Annotated in this window: 21 protein-coding genes; 12 read left to right on the forward strand and 9 right to left on the reverse strand. The window is 66.2% G+C overall.

Features of this window, described 5'->3' with window-relative positions; all coding sequences use genetic code 11:
• Positions 1-5: 5 nt before the first annotated feature.
• From ACODSM_RS00275 to ACODSM_RS00285, 3 genes are all read left to right on the forward strand, one after another.
• Positions 6-152 carry a hypothetical protein gene (locus tag ACODSM_RS00275; RefSeq protein ID WP_203422270.1) on the forward strand — a complete coding sequence of 49 codons (147 nt, stop codon included), beginning with the start codon at positions 6-8 and terminating at the stop codon, positions 150-152.
• Positions 153-247: 95 nt separating this feature from the next.
• Positions 248-958, forward strand: a complete 711-nt coding sequence (queC, locus tag ACODSM_RS00280) for a 7-cyano-7-deazaguanine synthase QueC (RefSeq protein ID WP_488803940.1) — start codon at positions 248-250, stop codon at positions 956-958.
• A gap of 308 nt (positions 959-1,266) precedes the next feature.
• Positions 1,267-3,138: a phosphoenolpyruvate carboxykinase (GTP) gene (locus tag ACODSM_RS00285; RefSeq protein WP_488803941.1), complete on the forward strand. Its 1,872-nt coding sequence runs from the start codon at positions 1,267-1,269 to the stop codon at positions 3,136-3,138.
• A 215-nt stretch (positions 3,139-3,353) separates the two neighbouring features.
• On the opposite strand, the gene ACODSM_RS00290 is transcribed toward ACODSM_RS00285, so the two are convergent.
• A complete protein-coding gene (locus ACODSM_RS00290; RefSeq protein WP_015012002.1) occupies positions 3,354-3,794 on the reverse strand; it encodes a hypothetical protein in 441 nt (146 codons plus the stop codon).
• A gap of 137 nt (positions 3,795-3,931) precedes the next feature.
• Here ACODSM_RS00290 and ACODSM_RS00295 point away from each other — a divergent pair, with 137 nt between their 5' ends.
• The 5 genes from ACODSM_RS00295 to ACODSM_RS00315 all read left to right on the forward strand — a co-directional run bounded on the left by ACODSM_RS00295 (position 3,932) and on the right by ACODSM_RS00315 (position 7,954).
• Entirely contained in the window at positions 3,932-4,909 is a 978-nt protein-coding gene (locus tag ACODSM_RS00295) for a LysR family transcriptional regulator (protein ID WP_488803942.1), read from the forward strand.
• Between the two features lie 25 nt (positions 4,910-4,934).
• Positions 4,935-5,780, forward strand: a complete 846-nt coding sequence (locus ACODSM_RS00300; protein ID WP_015012000.1) for a metallophosphoesterase — start codon at positions 4,935-4,937, stop codon at positions 5,778-5,780.
• 113 nt (positions 5,781-5,893) lie between these two features.
• Positions 5,894-6,316 carry a universal stress protein gene (locus ACODSM_RS00305; RefSeq protein WP_015011999.1) on the forward strand — a complete coding sequence of 141 codons (423 nt, stop codon included), beginning with the start codon at positions 5,894-5,896 and terminating at the stop codon, positions 6,314-6,316.
• 188 nt (positions 6,317-6,504) lie between these two features.
• Positions 6,505-6,960: a fasciclin domain-containing protein gene (locus ACODSM_RS00310; RefSeq protein ID WP_015011998.1), complete on the forward strand. Its 456-nt coding sequence runs from the start codon at positions 6,505-6,507 to the stop codon at positions 6,958-6,960.
• 55 nt (positions 6,961-7,015) lie between these two features.
• A complete protein-coding gene (locus ACODSM_RS00315; RefSeq protein WP_488803943.1) occupies positions 7,016-7,954 on the forward strand; it encodes a fasciclin domain-containing protein in 939 nt (312 codons plus the stop codon).
• 102 nt (positions 7,955-8,056) lie between these two features.
• Here the strand turns inward: ACODSM_RS00315 and ACODSM_RS00320 are convergent, their stop codons facing one another.
• Both ACODSM_RS00320 and ACODSM_RS00325 read right to left on the reverse strand, forming a co-directional pair.
• Positions 8,057-8,680 (reverse strand): TetR/AcrR family transcriptional regulator, encoded by a 624-nt coding sequence (locus ACODSM_RS00320; RefSeq protein ID WP_108626237.1) that lies wholly within the window; start codon positions 8,678-8,680, stop codon positions 8,057-8,059.
• A 129-nt stretch (positions 8,681-8,809) separates the two neighbouring features.
• Positions 8,810-9,721 (reverse strand): LysR family transcriptional regulator ArgP, encoded by a 912-nt coding sequence (locus tag ACODSM_RS00325; protein WP_108627198.1) that lies wholly within the window; start codon positions 9,719-9,721, stop codon positions 8,810-8,812.
• A gap of 176 nt (positions 9,722-9,897) precedes the next feature.
• On the opposite strand from ACODSM_RS00325, the gene ACODSM_RS00330 reads away from it, so the two are divergent.
• Together ACODSM_RS00330 and ACODSM_RS00335 are read left to right on the forward strand one after the other, a co-directional pair.
• A complete protein-coding gene (locus tag ACODSM_RS00330) occupies positions 9,898-11,235 on the forward strand; it encodes a D-amino acid dehydrogenase (protein ID WP_488803944.1) in 1,338 nt (445 codons plus the stop codon).
• 67 nt (positions 11,236-11,302) lie between these two features.
• Complete coding sequence (locus ACODSM_RS00335) at positions 11,303-11,878, forward strand: flavodoxin family protein (RefSeq protein ID WP_488803945.1); 576 nt, start codon at positions 11,303-11,305, stop codon at positions 11,876-11,878.
• A gap of 2 nt (positions 11,879-11,880) precedes the next feature.
• Here the strand turns inward: ACODSM_RS00335 and ACODSM_RS00340 are convergent, their stop codons facing one another.
• Together ACODSM_RS00340 and ACODSM_RS00345 are read right to left on the reverse strand one after the other, a co-directional pair.
• Positions 11,881-12,639 carry a YdcF family protein gene (locus tag ACODSM_RS00340; protein WP_488803946.1) on the reverse strand — a complete coding sequence of 253 codons (759 nt, stop codon included), beginning with the start codon at positions 12,637-12,639 and terminating at the stop codon, positions 11,881-11,883.
• Between the two features lie 61 nt (positions 12,640-12,700).
• Positions 12,701-13,492, reverse strand: coding sequence for an alpha/beta fold hydrolase (locus tag ACODSM_RS00345; protein WP_309827568.1), 792 nt, complete (start codon positions 13,490-13,492; stop codon positions 12,701-12,703).
• Positions 13,493-13,596: 104 nt separating this feature from the next.
• Between ACODSM_RS00345 and ACODSM_RS00350 the strand changes: the two genes are divergently transcribed.
• Both ACODSM_RS00350 and ACODSM_RS00355 read left to right on the forward strand, forming a co-directional pair.
• The gene (locus ACODSM_RS00350; protein ID WP_015011990.1) at positions 13,597-14,118 is read left to right on the forward strand and encodes a flavin reductase family protein; all 522 of its coding nucleotides are present in this window, start codon (positions 13,597-13,599) and stop codon (positions 14,116-14,118) included.
• Positions 14,115-14,705, forward strand: a complete 591-nt coding sequence (locus ACODSM_RS00355) for an MOSC domain-containing protein (protein ID WP_488803947.1) — start codon at positions 14,115-14,117, stop codon at positions 14,703-14,705. Before ACODSM_RS00350 ends, ACODSM_RS00355 begins: the two co-directional genes overlap by 4 nt.
• A gap of 40 nt (positions 14,706-14,745) precedes the next feature.
• Here the strand turns inward: ACODSM_RS00355 and yccS are convergent, their stop codons facing one another.
• The 4 genes from yccS to minC all read right to left on the reverse strand — a co-directional run bounded on the left by yccS (position 14,746) and on the right by minC (position 19,018).
• Positions 14,746-16,944, reverse strand: a complete 2,199-nt coding sequence (yccS, locus tag ACODSM_RS00360) for a YccS family putative transporter (RefSeq protein ID WP_488803948.1) — start codon at positions 16,942-16,944, stop codon at positions 14,746-14,748.
• Between the two features lie 169 nt (positions 16,945-17,113).
• On the reverse strand, positions 17,114-17,380 hold the full coding sequence (gene minE / locus ACODSM_RS00365; protein ID WP_015011987.1) for a cell division topological specificity factor MinE: 267 nt from the start codon (positions 17,378-17,380) through the stop codon (positions 17,114-17,116).
• A gap of 2 nt (positions 17,381-17,382) precedes the next feature.
• The gene (gene minD / locus ACODSM_RS00370) at positions 17,383-18,198 is read right to left on the reverse strand and encodes a septum site-determining protein MinD (protein WP_015011986.1); all 816 of its coding nucleotides are present in this window, start codon (positions 18,196-18,198) and stop codon (positions 17,383-17,385) included.
• 43 nt (positions 18,199-18,241) lie between these two features.
• Positions 18,242-19,018: a septum site-determining protein MinC gene (gene minC / locus ACODSM_RS00375; RefSeq protein WP_110960550.1), complete on the reverse strand. Its 777-nt coding sequence runs from the start codon at positions 19,016-19,018 to the stop codon at positions 18,242-18,244.
• Positions 19,019-19,124: the final 106 nt, after the last annotated feature.

Here is a 19,124-nt window from a genome sequence, read left to right on the forward strand (position 1 = left end):
CCACCATGTCTGACCACAACACTTCGCACGCCTCTGCAACGCCATCGAACGACCCCGTGGAAAACGTCGTTCACGTGGTCCCCGTGGTGCTGCCAGTGGTGGGCGGCATCATGATGTTCCTGCTGGCGTTCATCGCCGTGATGATGGCCTGACCGCTCCGGCAGGCATCACCCCCACAGCCCCGCAGTGCGGGGCTTTTTTTCGTCCAGCCCCCCACATTCCATCCTCGTTTGACCTGGAGAACCCCATGAGACCCGGACACGCACTCGTCCTCTTTTCCGGAGGCCAGGACTCCACCACCTGCCTGGCCTGGGCCCTGGAGCACTTTGCCCATGTGGAAACCATCGGCTTTGACTACGGCCAGCGCCACCACATCGAGCTGCAGGCGAGGCAGACGGTGCTGGCGTCGCTGCGCGCGCAGTTTCCGCAGTGGAACGCCCGGCTGGGCGACGACCACATGCTCGACCTGGCGGTGCTGGGCCACATCAGCGACACCGCGCTGACCAGCGACGCCGAGATCCAGATGACTGCGGCCGGCCTGCCCAACACCTTTGTGCCGGGGCGCAACCTGCTGTTTTTCCAGCTGGCGACCGCCGTGGGTTACCGGCGCGGGCTGCACACCCTGGTGGGCGGCATGTGCGAGACCGACTTCTCCGGCTACCCCGACTGCCGCGACGACACGCTCAAGGCGCTGCAAGTGGCGGTGTCGCTGGGCATGGGCCAGCGGTTCACGTTCGAAACGCCCCTCATGTGGCTGGACAAGGCCGAGACCTGGGAGCTGGCGCGGACCCTGGGTGGGCAAGCACTGGTCGATCTGATCGTGAACGACTCGCACACCTGCTACCACGGCGTGCGCGACACGCTGCATGCCTGGGGCTATGGCTGTGGCACCTGCCCGGCCTGTGCGCTGCGCAAGGCGGGCTTTGAGCGCTGGAGCGGTGCGGCGACCCGTCCCTAGCGCCACAGCCCGGCGCCTGCCGGGCGTCGGATCACATGCATAACCCTATGTTTTTTTTGCATGGTTTTGACCCCTGTCTGACAGACAAATGGGCGGCAGATTCATAAAATTGACATCCCAGCCGACCCGCGGAATCCGTGGAACTAGCCTCCACCCGTGGGGCTGACACACGCTCCCGCCCGCCGACTGAGCACGAAAGCCGTTTTTTCAAAGGCAGCGCTCAGCACCGCAATTGCGCCAGGCCTCGCCGTGACCCGTTCGGTCCGCTTCCTTTGGAAAAACGTTTTTTCAACTTAGGAAGCTCCCCGATGAACGCACCCACGATGCAGGGCCTGAATCTCAACGCCCCCGCTTACGTCAAAAACGCCCGGCTGCTCGCCTGGGTGGCCGACATGGCCGCCCTGTGCAAGCCCGACAGCATCTACTGGTGCGATGGCTCCCAAGAAGAGTACGACCGCCTGTGCCAGCAACTGGTCGATGCCGGCACCTTCAAGAAGCTGAACCCCGCCAAGCGCCCTGGCAGCTTCCTGGCCTGGTCCGACCCATCGGACGTGGCCCGTGTGGAAGACCGCACCTACATCTGCTCGGCCGCCAAGGAAGATGCCGGCCCCACCAACAACTGGATGGACCCCGCTGAAATGCGCGCCACGCTGCAGCCCCTGTTCGACGGCTGCATGAAGGGCCGCACCATGTACGTGGTGCCGTTCAGCATGGGCCCGCTGGGCAGCCACATCGCCCACATCGGCGTGGAACTGACCGACAGCGCCTACGTGGCCGTGAACCAGCGCCTCATGACCCGCATGGGCAAGGCCGTGTACGACGTGCTGGGTGTGGAAGGCGAGTTCGTGCCCTGCATGCACACCGTGGGCGCGCCCCTGGCCGCTGGCGAGAAAGACACCACCAGCTGGCCTTGCAACCCCAAGGTCAAGTACATCGTGCACTACCCCGAAACGCGCGAAATCTGGTCGTACGGCTCGGGCTACGGCGGCAACGCCCTGCTGGGCAAGAAGTGCCTGGCCCTGCGCATCGCCTCCACCATGGGCCGCGACCAGGGCTGGCTGGCCGAGCACATGCTCATCCTGGGCGTCACAAACCCCGAAGGCAAGAAGTACCACGTGGCAGCAGCCTTCCCCAGCGCCTGCGGCAAGACCAACTTCTCCATGCTGGTGCCACCCGAGGCCGGCTTTGCAGGCTGGAAGGTCACGACCATCGGCGACGACATCGCCTGGATCAAGCCCCATGCCGACGGCAAGATGTACGCCATCAACCCCGAAGCGGGCTACTTTGGCGTGGCCCCCGGCACCAACATGCACACCAACCCCAACTGCATGCGCAGCCTGGACAAGGACGTGATCTTCACCAACGTGGCCCTGACGGACGACGGCGACGTGTGGTGGGAAGGCATGGAAAAGGACACCGGCAAGCTGCCCGACCACCTGATCGACTGGCAAGGCAAGGACTGGACGCCCCAGATCGCCAAGGAAACCGGCGCCAAGGCTGCCCATCCGAACTCGCGCTTCACCGTGGCTGCCACCAACAACCCAGCGCTTGACCCCCAGTGGGACGATGCCAATGGCGTAGCCATTGACGCCTTCATTTTCGGCGGCCGCCGCTCCACCACCGTGCCGCTGGTAACCGAAGCCCGCACCTGGACCGAAGGCGTGTACATGGCAGCGACCATGGGTTCCGAAACCACCGCCGCCGCCTTTGGCGCCCAGGGCGTTGTGCGCCGTGACCCCTTCGCCATGCTGCCGTTCTGCGGCTACAACATGAGCGACTACTTCCAGCACTGGCTGAACATGGAAGGCCAAATTGCCGCCACCGGCAAGGCGCTGCCCAAGGTGTTCTGCGTGAACTGGTTCCGCAAGGACGAAGCCGGCAAGTTCGTCTGGCCCGGTTATGGCGACAACATGCGCGTGCTCAAGTGGATGATCGACCGCATCGAAGGCCAGGCCGCCGGCCAGGAAACCATGTTCGGCGTGGCCCCGCAGTACGCCGAGATCAACTGGACCGGTCTGGATTTCAGTGCCCAGAAGTTCGACGCCGTGACCAGCATCGACAAGGCCGCATGGACGGAAGAGTTCAAGCTGCACACCGCCCACTTTGAGCAGCTGGCCTACCACCTGCCCCAAGCGCTGCTCGATACCAAGGCGCAACTGGAAAAGCGCCTGGCGGCCTGATACGCCCATTCGATCCAGGAAGCTCCCCCACTCAAAGCCGTCCCGCCCTCGCGGGGTGGCTTTTTTTCGCCTCCGCGCTGCAGCTACAGCAGCGGCCTGGAGCACCAGGAATGGGGCATGTGGGGCTGACAAACGCAGACACAAAAAAAGCCGTGGCGTCTGCCACGGCTTAAATTCGCTGGATTGCGCAGCGTGTGCTGCGCTAAACCCTCAGTTCAGTAGTACTTGCGAATGCTGTCCACGGTGGGAATGCCCATTGCGTGGTTCAGCTCGGCCATGATGCGGGGGTCCTTCAGGGCGACTTGCCAGGTGCGCTGGTCTTCAGCGGCGCGGCGACGGCTTTCGGCCCAAGCCAGCGCGGAACCGCGCAGCGCCACACCGGCGCGACGGGCAGGGCTGGTCAGCAGGGCCAGCGCGGCGAAGGCCACGAGCCACAGCACCATCCAGGCAGCCAGCAGGTGGCCTTCGGTCCAAGTGTCGATCACCTGGTTGGCAACCACCAGCAGCGCGGAGACCACGGCGGCCAGCAGCAAGGAGGCTGCGCCACGCGCGCCGTCAAAATGGGCGGCAGCGCTCTTCAGGGCGGCGGCAGCGTTTTCGGCGCGGACAACGCCGGGGTGTTCGGTGGGGTACTCAACGTGTGCAAAGGCGGTCATTTCGGTTTCCCTTTTCTAACGCTTGTGGCGAGATTGCCGGGCGATGGGGTGATATTAGGGTTTACCCTTTGCATGTTCAAGTTTATATTTTGAATCATTGATATTCATATCAGTGATGAATATGCTGTAGGGTCACCATGACCCCTCTGAACTTCCGCTCCCTGGACCTGAACCTGCTGCGCGTCTTTGACGAGGTGATGGCTGAGCGCAGCCTTACCCGGGCCGCGCACAAGCTCTCCATCACCCAGCCGGCCGTCAGCAACGCCATGCGGCGCCTGCGGGACGTGGTGGACGATGAACTGGTGGTGCGCAGCGGCCAGGGGGTGGAGCCCACGCCGCGCGCACTGGCCCTGTGGCCGCCGGTGCGCGAGGCCCTGGCCCATTTGCAGGAGTCCCTGGCGCCCGGTCACTTTGACCCGGCAACGGCCGAGTCCACCTTTGTGCTGGCCATGGCCGATGCCACGGCGGCGACGCTGGTGCCCGCCCTGGTGGAAATCATCGAGCGCGAAGCCCCTGGCATCTCCATTCGCGTGCTGCCGCTCACCACGCGCGACCCCCGGCGCCTGCTAGAGGAAGAGGCGGCCGACATGGCCGTGGGCTACTTTCCCGCAGCGCTGGCCGACCTCACCGCGCGGGCGCAATCGGGCGGCGTGGTGGCCTTTGAAAGTCGCCGACTGTACGACGGCGAATACGTGTGCGTGATGCGCCAGGGCCACCCTTTGGCCGACGCCCCGCTGACGCTGGACACCTACTGCGCCGCGCGGCACATGCTGGTGAGTTTTTCGGGCCGCCCTTTTGGCTTCATCGACGAAGCCCTGGCGTCGCTGGGCCGCGAGCGTAAGGTGGTGATCACGGTCAATCAGTTTTTCACGGCAGGGCGGGTGGTGTCGGGCTCGGACCTGTTGACCGTGCTGCCACGCCACTTTGTGCCGGTGACCGGCATTGCCGACGCCCTGGTGCAACGGGCCCTGCCGCTGGACGTGCCCGCCGTGCACGTAGATGCCCTGTGGCGCCGGCGCGGCCCCCAGCAGGCCGCGATGACCTGGCTGCTGCAGGCCCTCGCGCGGTCAGCGCGACGCACCTTCCCCGGGCAGGACCTGCACGGCACGCCGTAGACTGCACCCATCTGCGCCCAATCTGATGAATATCCAGCTTCTCTCCGACCTCCATCTGGAGGCTCACCCGCACTTTGTGCCCGAACCCGCCCCCGGCGCCGATGTGCTGGTGCTGGCGGGGGACGTGGGCTCCTACCAGCAGGGCTCTCAACTGGACGACGACGACTTCGGCCTGGCCCGGTTTTCGACGTTGCCCCAATATGCAGGCTGGCCGACCCCCGTGCTGTTTGTGCCCGGCAACCACGAGTACGACGCCCAGGACTTCGATGCCGCGCACCTGCGCCTGCGCCAGACCTGCGAGCGACTGGGCATTGTGTGGCTGGAGCGCGAAACCCTGGTGCTGCAAGGCGTGCGTTTTGTCGGCACGACGCTGTGGAGCGATTTCGACGCACTGGCCGACCATGAGGGCACGACCGACCTCACGCGCCGGCTCAAGCTGCGGGACAAGGCCTTTCGCGCGGCCAACTTCTACCTGCGCAAGACCGGGGGCACGCGCCACACAGAGCCGTTTCTGGCCGAGCCCATGCGCGAGCAGGCGCTGGTCTGCCAGCAGTGGCTGCGCGATGTGCTGCAGCAGCCTTTTGACGGCCCCACCGTGGTCGTCACCCACTTTGCGCCCAGCCTGCGCAGCGCCGACCCCCGCTACGGTCTGGTGCCTGGCACAGCAGGGTTTTGCAACGCACTGGACGACCTGCTGATGCACACCCCGCTGTGGCTGCATGGCCACCTGCATGCGCCCAGCGACTACACCGTGCAGGGCCAGCGCAGCGACGGATCGCCCTGGCAGTGCCGGGTGGTGGCCAACCCGCTCGGTTACGCACGCAAGGGCGAGCAGGCAGCGTTTCAGCCGCGCTGCGTGGTCACCGTATGATCAGCATGCGGTTCGTACGAATCCGCCACGCGCCGAACAGAACAACATGACCCAGGTCAAGACAACAGGCACCCGCGCAGAGTAGTCTGCCCCATCCCTTTTCGGAGAACACCATGAACATCCTGCTTGCTGTCGATGGCAGCGCCTACACCAAGAAAATGCTGGCCTACCTGGCCACCCACGAAGAACTGCTGGGCGGCACCCACACCTACACCGTGCTGACGGTGCAGGCCCCGCTGCCTCCCCGCGCCCGCGCCGCGCTGGGCAAGGAAGTGGTGGACAACTACCACGCCGAAGAAGCCGAAAAAATCCTCGCCCCGGTGTGCAAGTTCCTGGGCCGCCACGGCGTGGATGCCAAGCGCAGCGTCAAGGTCGGCGCGGTGGGCGAAACCATCGCTAAGGTGGCAGACACCGGCAAGTTCGACCTGCTGGTCATGGGTTCGCACGGCCATGGTGCCATCGCCACGCTGGTGATGGGCTCGGTGACCACCCAGGTGCTGGCGCACAGCAAGGTGCCGCTACTGATCGTTCGCTGAACGTCCAGCTCCGCTGCGCAACCGCGCAACACCATCCAAAAGCCCTGCCTTGCAGGGCTTTTTTTCATCTCGTTACGACTAAGTGGTTATTGAATAACCAATCAGTTTACTTTCGTACCAAATGGTTATACATTCGCGCCACGCCCATCTTGGCGTGTCAATTCCATCGAAACCGAGAGGAACGACCCATGAAGAAGACCCTGATTGCACTCGCTCTGACCGCTGGCGCCACCTTCAGCGCCATGGCGCAAGACATCGTCGATACCGCTGTGAAGGCGGGCAACTTCAAGACCCTGGTGGCCGCCGTGCAGGCCGCCGGTCTGGTGGACACCCTCAAGGGCCCCGGCCCATTCACGGTGTTTGCTCCCACCGACGAAGCCTTCGCCAAGATCCCCAAGGCCACGCTGGACGGCCTGCTGGCCGACAAGGCCGCACTGACCAAGGTGCTGACTTACCACGTGGTGCCCGGCAAGGTCATGGCCAGCGACGTGAAGGCCGGCAAGGTCAAGACCGTGCAAGGCCAGGAACTCACCGTGAGCACGAGCATGGGCGTGATGGTCGACCAGTCCAAGGTCATTGCCACCGACGTGGCCGCCAGCAACGGCGTGATCCATGCGATCGACACGGTGCTGATGCCCAAGTAAGCCACTGGCACCACCGCTCTTTTCAGCCACCTTCCATTCACGAGGAGAAGCCGCCATGAACACTGTATTCAATCGCCGCACCGTCCTGATGGCTGCCGCCCTGGGCGCCAGCACCACCCTGCTGCAAGCCTGTGGGGGCGGAGACGACGAGCCCCAGCGCAACATCGTCGAGCTGGCCCAAAACACCCCCGAGCTGAGCATCCTGGTCGAAGCTGTGGTCGCCGCCGGCCTCGCGCCCACGCTGAGCACGGGCACGCTCACCGTGTTCGCGCCCACCAACGCAGCGTTTGCCGCGTTGCTGACCGAACTGGGCGTGACCAAGGAAGCGTTGTTGGCCAACAAGCCCCTGCTGACCGCCGTGCTCACCTACCACGTGCTGGGCAGCAAGGTGATGCGGGCCGATGTGCCCCTGGGCAAGGCGATCACGCCGGTGTCGGGCGGCTACTTCAAGATCGAGTCGAACAACGGCCTGAAGATCACCGACGGCCGCAATCGCGTGAGCACCATCACCAGCACCGACATCCAGGCCAGCAACGGCGTGGTGCATCTGGTGGACAAGGTGCTGCTGCCCGCCGACAAGGACATCGTGGCCACTGCCTCGGCCCTGCCGGACTTCAGCATCCTCGTCGAGGCCGTGGTGGCCGCCGGCCTGGTGAGCACATTGCAAGGCGCTGGCCCCTTCACCGTGTTTGCCCCCACCAACGCGGCGTTTGCTGCCTTGCTGACCGAGCTGGGCGTGACCAAGGACGCGCTGCTGGCCAACAAGACCCTGCTCACCCAGGTGCTGACCTACCACGTGGTGCCCGCGCGCGTGCTGAAGGCCGAAGTGCCTGTGAACACCGCCATCACCACCGTGCAGGGCCAGACCTTCACCATCAACTCCAGCTTGGTGATCACCGACCAGAACATGCGCACCAGCAACATCGTGGCGACCGACGTGTTCACCAGCAATGGCGTGATCCACGTGGTGGACAAGGTCATCCTGCCGAAGTGACAGGACCCCAGGTGCTGCGCGCCCCCACCGGCGCAGCACCCACACAGCAAAAAGCCCGGCGTGCCGGGCTTTTTTATCGATGCGGCTTATCGTGCCGCCATGTCAACGCGCTGCCAGTCCGTCAAAACAGGTGCGCACCACCAGGTCCACGATTTCGGCGTCCGAATACTGCCCGCCTTCCTTGAGGAAGCTCACCACCGGGTCGCACGCACGCGCATACAAGGTGTACAGCACAACCAGCGGCGGCAGCGTGGGGCTGATCACCCCCTGTGCCTGGGCCTGGGTGATCCACTCCCCGATCTGGTCGCTCACCGCCACCAGTCCGTTCAGGTAGTCCTTGTTGGCCATGAGCACCGCGCGCAGCGTGGAGTTGCGGCTGGGCAGCAGGGGCATCTCGTTGGTCAGCAGACGTTCCAGCGACCAGCGCACCAGCGCATGCAGCTTCTCCAGCGGCGGCATGTCCGCGGGCAGGCCCGCCAAGTAGGTCTGCACACGCCCCAGGATCTGCACCATGGCGGCACTGCACAGTTCTTCCTTGCTGCAGAAATGCTTGTACAGGCTGGCCTTGGCGATGCCGACGGCGTTGGCCACGTCGTCCATGGTCATGGCGTCGAAGGCCTTTTCACCCAGCAGGCGGCAGGCGGACTGGAGGATGGCATCCTCGCGGGCCTGGTGCATCTGCTCCTTGAACGAAACTTTGGGTTGCGGCGTTTGCATGGCGTCCATTTTATACATTGCAGTAAAAAAATAAATGACGAAGTTGCAATGCAACTACGTCGTTCACGTTTTTGACAGCACAAAACGTGCCGCGCACCCCGCCGCAGGGGCGCAGCCAGACGGCCTTTGAACAGGTTCTTAGGACACCAGCGCCTGGGCCGCAGCGCTCGTCAGTGCCGACGACAACGCATCCAGCAACTCGGACTCCAGGTTCCAGCAATGCCAGTACAGCTGGATGGGCAGCGACCGGCCGGGAGCCAGGTCCACCATGCTGCCGTCGGCCAGCGCCTGCCGCGCCATCAGCTCGGGCATCACCCCCACGGCCCAGCCAGCGGCCACTGCGCGCATCTGCGCCTCGGAGCCCGGCACAAACAAGTGGTTGAGCGCCACGCGCTTGAGACCGAACGCACGGGCCACAAACTCGGCCGCCATGTCGTCCTTGCGGTTGAACGACAAAAACGACACATCGCGGAAGTTGTGGGGCGTGAGCCCCTGGGGCAGGTACTGCTGTGCGTAACTGGCCGACGCCACCGCCACATAGGGCATGGCCCCGAGCGGCACCATCTTGCAACCACGCAGCGCCTGCTTGAGCGTGGTCACGCAGCCCAGCACCTGGCCCGAGCGCAGCCATTCCTGGGTAAAGTCCTGGTCGTCCACGATGATTTCGAGCGGCAGGCGCTGGCGAACCAGGTCGTGCAGCGCGCCCATGGCCCAGGTGGCGATGCTGTCGGCGTTGATGGCGATCGAGATGCGCTCGTCCTCGCGCGAGCCCCCCGGTGCACTGGGCGCCAGCTCCTGCAGGTCGCGCTCCAGATCGGCGCGCAGCAGGCGCATCTGCTTGGTGTGCTTGAGCAGCAGCTGGCCGGCCGACGTGGGCCGCAGCGGGCGGCTGCGCACGATGAGCACCGAGCCCACCTGCGCCTCCAGCGCGCGCAGGCGCTGCGAGACGGCCGACTGCGTGACGTTCAGGCGCTGCGCAGCGCGCTCGAAGCCGCCCTCTTCAACGATGGCGGCAAGGCATTCCAGGGCGGCGGGATCGTAGGTGCTCATGGTCTCGGACTCGAACAAAAGAGGGTTGTCTCCGCAGCTCTATTCATTAGGCGCGCTGATGTTTTTGGAGTAAGTTTAATTTTGCTTTTAGTTGAATGCAATGTCGCGCACACTGCGCCCCATCGTGTCCCGCACTGGGGCGTGTGGCACACAAAGGCTCACAAGGCATTCCGCATATGAAAACCATTGTTCTCGGCGCCGGCATCATCGGCATCAGCACAGCGTGGCACCTGCTGGAACGCGGTCACGAAGTCATCGTGATCGACCGCCAGCCCGATGCAGCACTCGAAACCAGTTTTGCCAACGCGGCGCAGATCTCGGTGAGCTACTGCGAGCCCTGGGCCAACCGCGAGGCGCCGCTCAAGGCGCTCAAGTGGATGTTCGACAAGGAGGCGCCGCTGCTGTTTCGCCCGCAGATGGACTGGCAGCAATGGCGCTGGGGTCTGCAGTTCCTGGCGCAGTGCAACGACGCGGCGTTCGAGCGCAATGTGCAGCAGATTGTGGCGCTGGGCGCCTACAGCCATGCCGCGCTGAAGGACCTGGTGAAAACCACCGGCATCGAATACAACCGGCTCGAACGCGGCATTGCCCACTTCTACACCGACCAGAAATCGTTCGACGCCGCAGGCCATGCCGTGGAGCTGATGCGCAAGCACGGCGTGCAGCGCCGCTTGGTCAGCCGCGACGAGCTGCTCAAGATCGAACCGGCCTTCAAGGCCTACGGCGACAAGATCACCGGTGGCACCTACACCAGCACCGACGAGAGCGGCGATGCGCGGGTCTTCACCCAAGAACTGGCCCGCCGCTGCGCGGCACGGGGCGTGCAGTTCCTGTACGGCCACGATGTACTGCGTCTGAACAAGATTGGCAACGCTATTGATTCAGTAGCAGTCATGCCAAATTCCACTATCGCAAGCGGCAAAAAAGACTTCATATTGAAGGCGGACGCCATTGTGGTGGCCTGCGGCTCGTACAGCGCGCCGCTGCTGCGCAGCGTGGGCGTGGACCTGCCGATCTACCCCGGCAAGGGCTACAGCGCGACCTTCCCGCTGCTCAAGCCCGAGGGTGCGCCCATGGTCTCCACCATCGACGACGGCAAGAAGATCGCCATGAGCCGCCTGGGCAACTTCCTGCGCGTGGCGGGCACCATCGAACTGAATGGCTGGGACCTGACCCTCGACAGCTCCCTGGCCCGCGCCCGCTGCCACATGCTCTCGCGCCGCATCGAGGCCATCCTTCCCGGCGTGTGCGACACCCGCACGCCCGAGGAAGGCGGCAACCCGCAGTACTGGACCGGTCTGCGCCCCGCCACGCCCACCAACATCCCGTTCATCGGCCGCACGCGCGTGGGCAAGCTTTGGGTGAACGCGGGCCACGGCACACTGGGCTGGACGCACGGTGCGGGCTCGGGCAAGGCACTGGCGGAGCTGATCAGCGGCGAACAGCCTGCGATGAACTTCGGCTTTCTGGGGGCCGAAGCCGTGCGCGCGCCGCGCACCGTGGTCGCGGCCTAAGATCGTGAACACGTTCTAAGGGGCGGCTCCCACAGCGCGCCTGCAGACAAGGGCCGGTCCCGCTACGATGCCGGCCATGTCTGCACCCCATTACCTCTTCCTCACCACCTCGACCCGCGAACCCGGCCACCTCGGCAACACCGAATGGCTGGCACGGCAGGCCGCAGCGGCCTTGCCCTCAGGCACGGAGCAAACCTGGCACCACCTGGCGCGCATGCAGTTGCCGCCCTTTGTGGACCAGCGCCACACCACCGGCACCTACGCACCGCCTGAGGGCGACATGAAAACCTTGCTGGACGCCACGCTGGCCGCCAGCCATATCGTTTGGGTGGCCCCGGTGTACTGGTACAGCATCCCCTCGCCGCTCAAGACCTACCTTGACCACTGGAGCGCCTGGATGCGCGTGCCGGGCCTGGACTTCAAGGACGCCATGGGCCGCAAGACGCTGTCGCTCATCACCACCAGCGGCGACCGCACCAAGGCCCAGCCCATGATCGATTCGGTGGCGCTGAGTGCGCAGTTCCTGTCCATGACCTGGGGCGGTGCGCTGTGGGGCAAGGGCGGCCCCCCGGGCGCCGTGCAGGCCGATGCGCAGGCGGTGGAGGCGGCCAGCCGCTTCTTGACTACGCCCGCTGCGGGCTGATCTCAGCGGTCCAGCGAAGCACGCTGGGCCAGTATGCCCAGCCACTCATGCAGCGCCAGGCTGCTGTCGGACAGCGCCGAGGCGCGCGGCAGCACGCGATACAGCTTGCGCGCCTGCCCCCCTTTGAAGCTCATGGGCGCCGGCAGCACCTGCAGCCCGGCCTGCTCAAAGTCCCGGGCGGCACGCACCATGTGCCAGCCGTGGGTGACGAGCGCGATGCGCTCGATGCCTGCGGCCTTGAGCAGGACGGCCGACCTGGTGGCGTTGTTGCGGGTGTCGAGGGACTCCACTTCGGTCCAGCGCACCCGGCCCTTGAACTCCCGCTCCACCACATCCTTCATCACCAGCGCCTCGGCCCGTGTGCCGCCTGTGGAGCCCCCCGTGGCCAGGATGGGCAAGCCCGTCTGATGCTGCAGGTAGGCGGCATAGCGAACCCGTTCGCGCACACCCCGGCTGAGCACGTCCACCCCGTATTCGGGCGCCACGGTGTCGGCACCGCCGCCCAGCACCACGATGGCCTGTACCTTCGACTCGGGCAACTGGCGCGGCGTGACGGCGGGGTAGCGCTCGAGGCTGCGCACCAGCGCGTCCGACACCGGCGGCCAGGACAGCACCAGCACCGACAACAGCGACAGCACCACCAGCGTGTTGCCCGTGCGGCGGTGGTAGCGCGCCAGCCACAGGCCGAACAGCGCCAGCACAATGCTGGACACCGGCGGCAACAGCAGCGCAGACAGAATTTTCTTGAGGGCAAACAGCATGAAGAAAAAAGGCAGCGTTCATGCCCGGGCGCGGCGGCTGAGCAAAGCGGGGTCCAAAGGGTCAGTGCAGCGTGCGCCGCTGGGCCAGAAAATCGAGCAGCGCTGCGTCAAAGCCTTCGGGGTCTTCCAGCTGGGGCCAATGCCCCACATGCGGCAGCAGCACCGTTTGCGCATCGGGCAACACCTGGGCCAGCGCCTGCAGGGCTGCCGGAGGAGTGCACCGGTCTTGATCGCCGCCCACCAGCAGCACCGGCATGGCCAGGTGCGCCAGCGCGGCAGCGCCCCGGTCAAACGTGGGCAGGGCCTCCAGGGCGCGGCGGTAAGCGCCCGGGAACACCTGGCCCAGCGCGTGGCCCGCCAGGCGCACGCCTTCGGGCAGAGCGCCGGTGCCGATGCACTGCGGCACCAGGGTCTGGGCCAGTTGCTCCATGCTGCCGCCCGCGTCCAGGGCCTTGAGGGCCTGCTCGCGCGGTGCCACCCAGTCCTGCACGGCCTGGGCATCGAGCGCCGGACCGCCCGCGCACAGCACCATGCGGCGCACCTGGGACGCGTCCCGCACGGCGGCCTCCAGCGCCACCATGGCGCCCATGCCGTGGCCGACCAGCGTGACGGGGCCGCAGCGCAGCGCATCGATCAGCGCCAGGCAGCTTTGTGCCAGCGCCTTGAAGGTGTAGGGCTCCACGGGCGCGCTGCGGCCATAGCCGGGCATGTCCCAGGCCACGGCCCGGTAGCCGGCGGTGGCCAGGGTCTCCACCTGGGGCGCAAAGGTGAGGTGGTCGCCGTCCGCGTCGTGCAGCATGAGCACGGTGGGGCCGGAGCCGAGGGTGGTGAAGGTGGGAAGCAATGCGGCCATGCGGTGAAAAGCAGATGTAAACCCCGCAACAGCGCGGCGGAGGGTGGCGCCTGATAATAGGTCCTGTCGCTTGCCCCCACGCCGCCACCGCTGGCGCCGCTTTTGTGAACCCTTCGCTCCCCCGCCCCGCCCTCGCCCTGCCGCCGAGCTTTTCGACCCGCGAATTCCGCAATGCGCTGGGCATGTTCGCCACGGGTGTGACCATCGTGACCGCGCGTAATGCGGCGGGTGAACTGGTGGGGCTCACGGCCAGCTCGTTCAATTCGGTGTCGCTGGAGCCCCCGCTGGTGCTGTGGAGCCTGTCACACGGCGCCAGCACCATGCCGGCGTTTGCCAACGGCTCGCACTACGCCATCCATGTGCTGGCAGCGGACCAGAAGGACCTGGCCGAACGGTTCGCCACCCGCGGCATTGACCGCTGGGCCGGCCTGGAGCACCGTCCCGGTATCAGCGGCGCGCCGCTGCTGGCCGGTGCCGCCGCCACGTTCGAATGCTTCAACCGCAGCCAGTACAAGGAGGGTGACCACACCATCTTCGTGGGCGAGGTGGAGCGCTGCGAGCACCGCGAGGGCGCATCGCCCCTGCTGTACCACGGCGGCAAGTTCTACACCGAGCACCCGCTGTGACGGCGCCCGCCATCGTCGTGCGCCACGTGAACGTTGGCACCGCCCGGCGCCTGAAGGTGGGCGAGCGGTCGGTGCTCACCGCCATCGGCAAAACCTCCGTCACGGGCCCCGTGGCCGTGGGCCCGCTGGGGCTTGCGGGGGACGAGCAGGCCGACCTGAGCGTGCATGGCGGGCTGACCAAGGCGGTGTATGCCTACCCCGCCGCGCACTATGCGTTCTGGCAGGCCCAGCGGCGCGAGCGGGGCGTGAGCCTGTTCGACGAAGCGCTGCCACCGGGCTTCATGGGCGAGAACCTCACCATTGACGGCCCACTGGAGCATGAGGTGTTTGTGGGCGACGAGTGGCATTTCCCGGACTGCGTGCTGCGCGTGGCGGCGCCTCGCGAACCCTGCTTCAAGTTCAATGCCGTGATGGGCTTTGCCCAGGCCGGCCGCGCCATGGCGGTGGCGGGCTGCTGCGGCTACTACCTGGCGGTGGACCGGCCCGGCACCATCGCCGCCGGGCAGACTGCGACGCTGGTCGCGGGGCAACGCGGGCTGAGCATTGCCCAGGCATTTGCGGGCAAGTTCGCCAAGCACGCACGTTGACCTGGCTGCGGCACGACTCCCGCACCGCACTCCGCCCAACCTATTCCGTGGTCACCAGCTGGCGCGCCTGCGCCTGCAGCTGCGGAAACACCTTGCCCACCAGCTGCAGCTGCGCTGCCATGAGGCTGTGCGCGCTGGGCGCTGCCGGCACCGTGCCCCACTCGCCCAGCACCTGGGCCACCGCCGGGGCGCTGTGGGTCTTACGCACCCTGCCGGAGTGCTGCGCGCGCTCCAGTTCCAGCGCCAGCTGCTGCAGGGACGCCAGCAGGCTCTGCGCCAGCTCACGCGTAGCCTCGTCCATGGGCTGAGCGGCTGTGCCACCGCGCTGGGCGCCCAGCGCCGACAGGTAGTTGAGCTGGGTGTGCGACAGGCACAGGAAATTCCCTACCACCTCGGCGTTGCCACGCACATGCAAGGGCTCCTTGAGCATGGCGCTGTACGAGTTGGACAGCGCGGCATCCGCGTTGTGGGCATTGCGCCGGGCCAGGCGGTAGGCCAGGTGGTCGCACTTGCCGCCCTGGTACTGCGCCAGGATCTCTCGCAGGTACAGCGCCTGGGTCTGCAGCACCTGGGCGGCCAGCCGGGGCCAGTGGCGCGACTGCCACGACGGCAGCACCAGCCACGAGGCCACGGCCGCGATCACGCAGCCCACCACGGTATCGAGCAGGCGCGCAGAGATCACGCCGCTGGCCGCGCCCATCTGGTGAAAGCTGAGCAGCAGCAAGGTGGTGACCGCCGCCGTGGCCAAGGTGTAGCGGGTGTGCCGTGCCCCAAAAAACACCGCGCCTCCCAGCACCAGCAATGCGGCCTGCACCAGCTCGCCCGGAAACAGCTGGATCACCGCCCACCCGAGCGCCAGCCCCATCGCCGTGCCCTTGGCGCGCTCCATCAGCCGCGTCTGCGTGGCCGCGTACTGCGGCTGGCTCACGAACACAATGGTCAGCAAGATCCAGTACCCGTGCGGGTCGGCCGTGGCCTGCATGAGCGCAAAGCCCACCATGAGGGACAGGCTCAGCCGCAGGCTGTGGCGCAGCCAGGGGGACTGCAGCTGCCAGTGCGAGCGCAGGCGCGCCCAGGCATCGCGCAGGCTGCGGGGCTCTCGGTCAAACAGGGCGTGGTCCACCGCCGCTTCCGCGGTGTGGGCGGGCAGCGCCAGCGCACCGGCAAACACCCCGGCCAGTGCGGTCAGGTTGTCGGCCAGCGCCTGCAACGACCGCAACGCCCGGGACTGGGCAGGCAGGGACGCAGCACCAACGGACTGCGGCTGTGACGCCAGGTGCGCCACGGCGGCCTGCATGTCCTCGATGGCACGGGCCGTCACGCCCCAGTGCTGGGGCACCGTCTGCGCCTCGATCGCCACCGACAGCTTGAGCGCCTGTTCACCCAGCAGCGTGAGCACCCGCTGGCAGCGGTACAACACGTCGCTGTGAAAGAACGACTGGGCAAGCAGGTCGTAATGCTCGTGGGACGAACTCACGCGCTCGTGCACGTCCTGGGCCGCCAGGTACTGCTGCATGGCCGTTTGCAGCCACAGCGGGGGCGTACCCCGACCCATGCGGCTGATCAGGCTCTCTTTGGTGGCGTTGAGGGCGTCCACCACGCGGCCGTTGTGCAGCGCCAGCGCCATGCGGCGGCGTTCCAGGTCCACATCCCGCACGGGTTCGAGCAGCAGCGCTTTCAGGCGCAGGTATTCGCCCAGCATGGCGTAAAGCTTGGCCAGGCGGTAACGCACTGGCGCGCGCGGCAGCACGGCATGCCACAGCACCGACACCACGCCGTACCAGGCCGCGCCCGCCAGCATGCGGGGGATCGCGTCACCCGCGCCCGCACGGCTGCTGTGGGCGGCCAGCCCCGCATAGATGAACAGGATGAGCGAGCCGAAGGCAATGGCGCGGTAGCGCTCACTCAGCGCCCCCAGCATGGTGATGCCAAAGGCCAGCAACGCCATCACCCCCATCAGCACCCAGGGCCAGGACACCGCCGCCCAGACGGCCCCGGCCATGAGACCAAAACACGCCAGCGCCAGGCACTGCGCCCGCAGGCGCCCGCGCCAGCTGTCGTCAGTTTCGGTGAGTGCGCTGGCGATCACGCCCAGCAGCACCGGCATCAGCTCAGCCTGCCAGTCGGCCCACCAGCCATAGGCCAGCACGGCGGCCAGGGCGACCAAGGCACGCGCGCCGCGCGTGACGCCCTCATGGTTGCGTGCACGCTGCCAGCTGAGTTTCCAGGTTGTGTCCACAGGAGCCTTGTTGCCGAGAGATTAGGGATTACCCTAGTACATCCAGCAATTGTCGGGCCAAATCAGGTCCCACCAGCCCAAAAAGAAACCCTGCCACGCAGGTTGCGGGGCAGGGTCTGGGGCGACGCGGGGGCGCGATGGGAGTGCGCGGCCCGGTGGCCGTGGCGGCCTATCGCACGGTATCGGGCAGCTCGATCTTGACTTCCAGCACTTCCAGGTTGTCCTGGCGCTCCAGGTGCACCTTGAGGTCGTCGGGGTTGATCTTGACGTACTTGGAAATCACCGCCACCAGCTCGCGCTGCAGCGCGGGCAGGTAGTCGGGCTCAGACGCATTGCGGCCGTTGCGCTCGTGCGCCAGGATGATCTGCAGCCGCTCCTTGGCAACGCTGGCGGTTTTTTTCTTCTCGCCGAGCAGGAAGGACAGGAAAGAAGCCATGGCTATTTGCTCCCGAACAGGCGTTTGAAGAAGCCGGGCTTTTCAGCGTCAATGAAACGCAGCGGCTTGTCCTGTCCCAGGAAGCGGTCGATCACATCCTTGTACGCCTCGCTCACATCGCTGCCCTGCGCGTGGATGGCGGGCGTGCCCTGGTTGGAGGACTGCAGCACCACTTCCGACTCGGGAATCACGCCGATCAGCTTGATGCGCAGGATGTCCTGGATGTCTTCCAGGCTCAGCATCTGGCCGTCCTGCACGCGGCTGGGGTTGTAGCGCGTGATGAGCAGGTGTTCCTTGATGGGCTCGCCGCCTTCGATGGCACGCTTGGTCTTGCTGCCCAGCATGCCCAGGATGCGGTCGGAGTCGCGCACCGAAGACACCTCGGGGTTGGTCACCAGCAGCGCCTCATCGGCAAAGTGCATGGCCATCAGCGCGCCGCTTTCGATACCGGCAGGCGAGTCGCAGACGATGTATTCAAAGTCCATCGCGGCCAGGTCCTTGAGGACCTTCTCGACGCCATCTTGCGTGAGCGCGTCCTTGTCGCGCGTCTGGCTGGCGGCCAGCACGAACAGGTTGTCGCACTGCTTGTCCTTGATGAGCGCCTGGTTCAGGTTGGCCTCGCCCTGGATCACGTTGATGAGGTCGTACACCACGCGGCGTTCGCAGCCCATGATGAGGTCCAGGTTACGCAGGCCGACGTCAAAGTCGATCACGGCGGTCTTGTGGCCGCGCAGGGCGAGGCCGGTGGCAAAGCTGGCGCTGGTGGTGGTCTTGCCCACGCCACCTTTGCCGGAGGTCACGACGACGATTTTGGCCATGTGTTGCTGATTCTCTGTGGGTTGGTACGAATGAAATGGGGGCTCAGGCGAGCGGCTCGATCAGGAGCTTCTCGCCTTCCAGGCGCACCTGGGCCGGCTTGCCGCGCACCTCGGCGGGCAGCTCGGTCTCGGTGGTGCGGTAGATGCCTGCGATGGAGACCAGTTGCGGCTCCAGGCAGGTCGAAAAAATACGGGCTTCGGTGTTGCCGCGTGCACCGGCAATCGCGCGGCCACGTAGCGGGGCATAGACGTGGATGTTGCCGTCGGCAATCACCTCGGCGCCAAAGCTCACCACGGCCATCACCACCAGATCGGCGCCACGCGCATACACCTGCTGGCCGGAGCGCAAGGGCTTGTCCACCACCACGGTGCCGGGGCCGGGCATGGGCACCTGCACCGGGACTTCGCGTACCACTTCCACCTCGACCTCGCGGATCACCTCGCGCACCACTTCCTGCACCGGCGTGGGCGCCTCGGCACGCGCGGGGGGGGCATCGGGCGCTGCGGCCAGGCCTGCAGCACGCGCTGCCTCCATCTGGGCGGGGCTGCCGCCGCGCACGGCCACAGGCAGGGTGTTGTGCTGGCGCAGCGCGGCTGCGATGGCGGCAAAGTCGATGGGCGCTTCGGCCTCACGCACGGGCGCCAGGTCGATCAATACAGGGTCGTTGTCAAAAAAGCCCGGGGCATCGGCCACGCGCTCGGCCAGGTCGGCTACGAACTGGGCGGCGTCGGTGGTCTTGAGCAGCACCGCCACCACCGGCAGCGAGGCGCTCTTGAGGTCAAAGCTGGAGCGGGACTGCGCCGCCGTCGTAAGGGCCATGAGGGGATAGGAAAAGGAGCACGGGAACCTGTTTCAGAAGGCGCAAAGTGTACCGTGGGCCTGTGTAAGCGTCCGTATGCACCTTTCCGATGTGCGCAGGGGCCCG

Source organism: Acidovorax sp. FG42 (genome assembly GCF_057809195.1).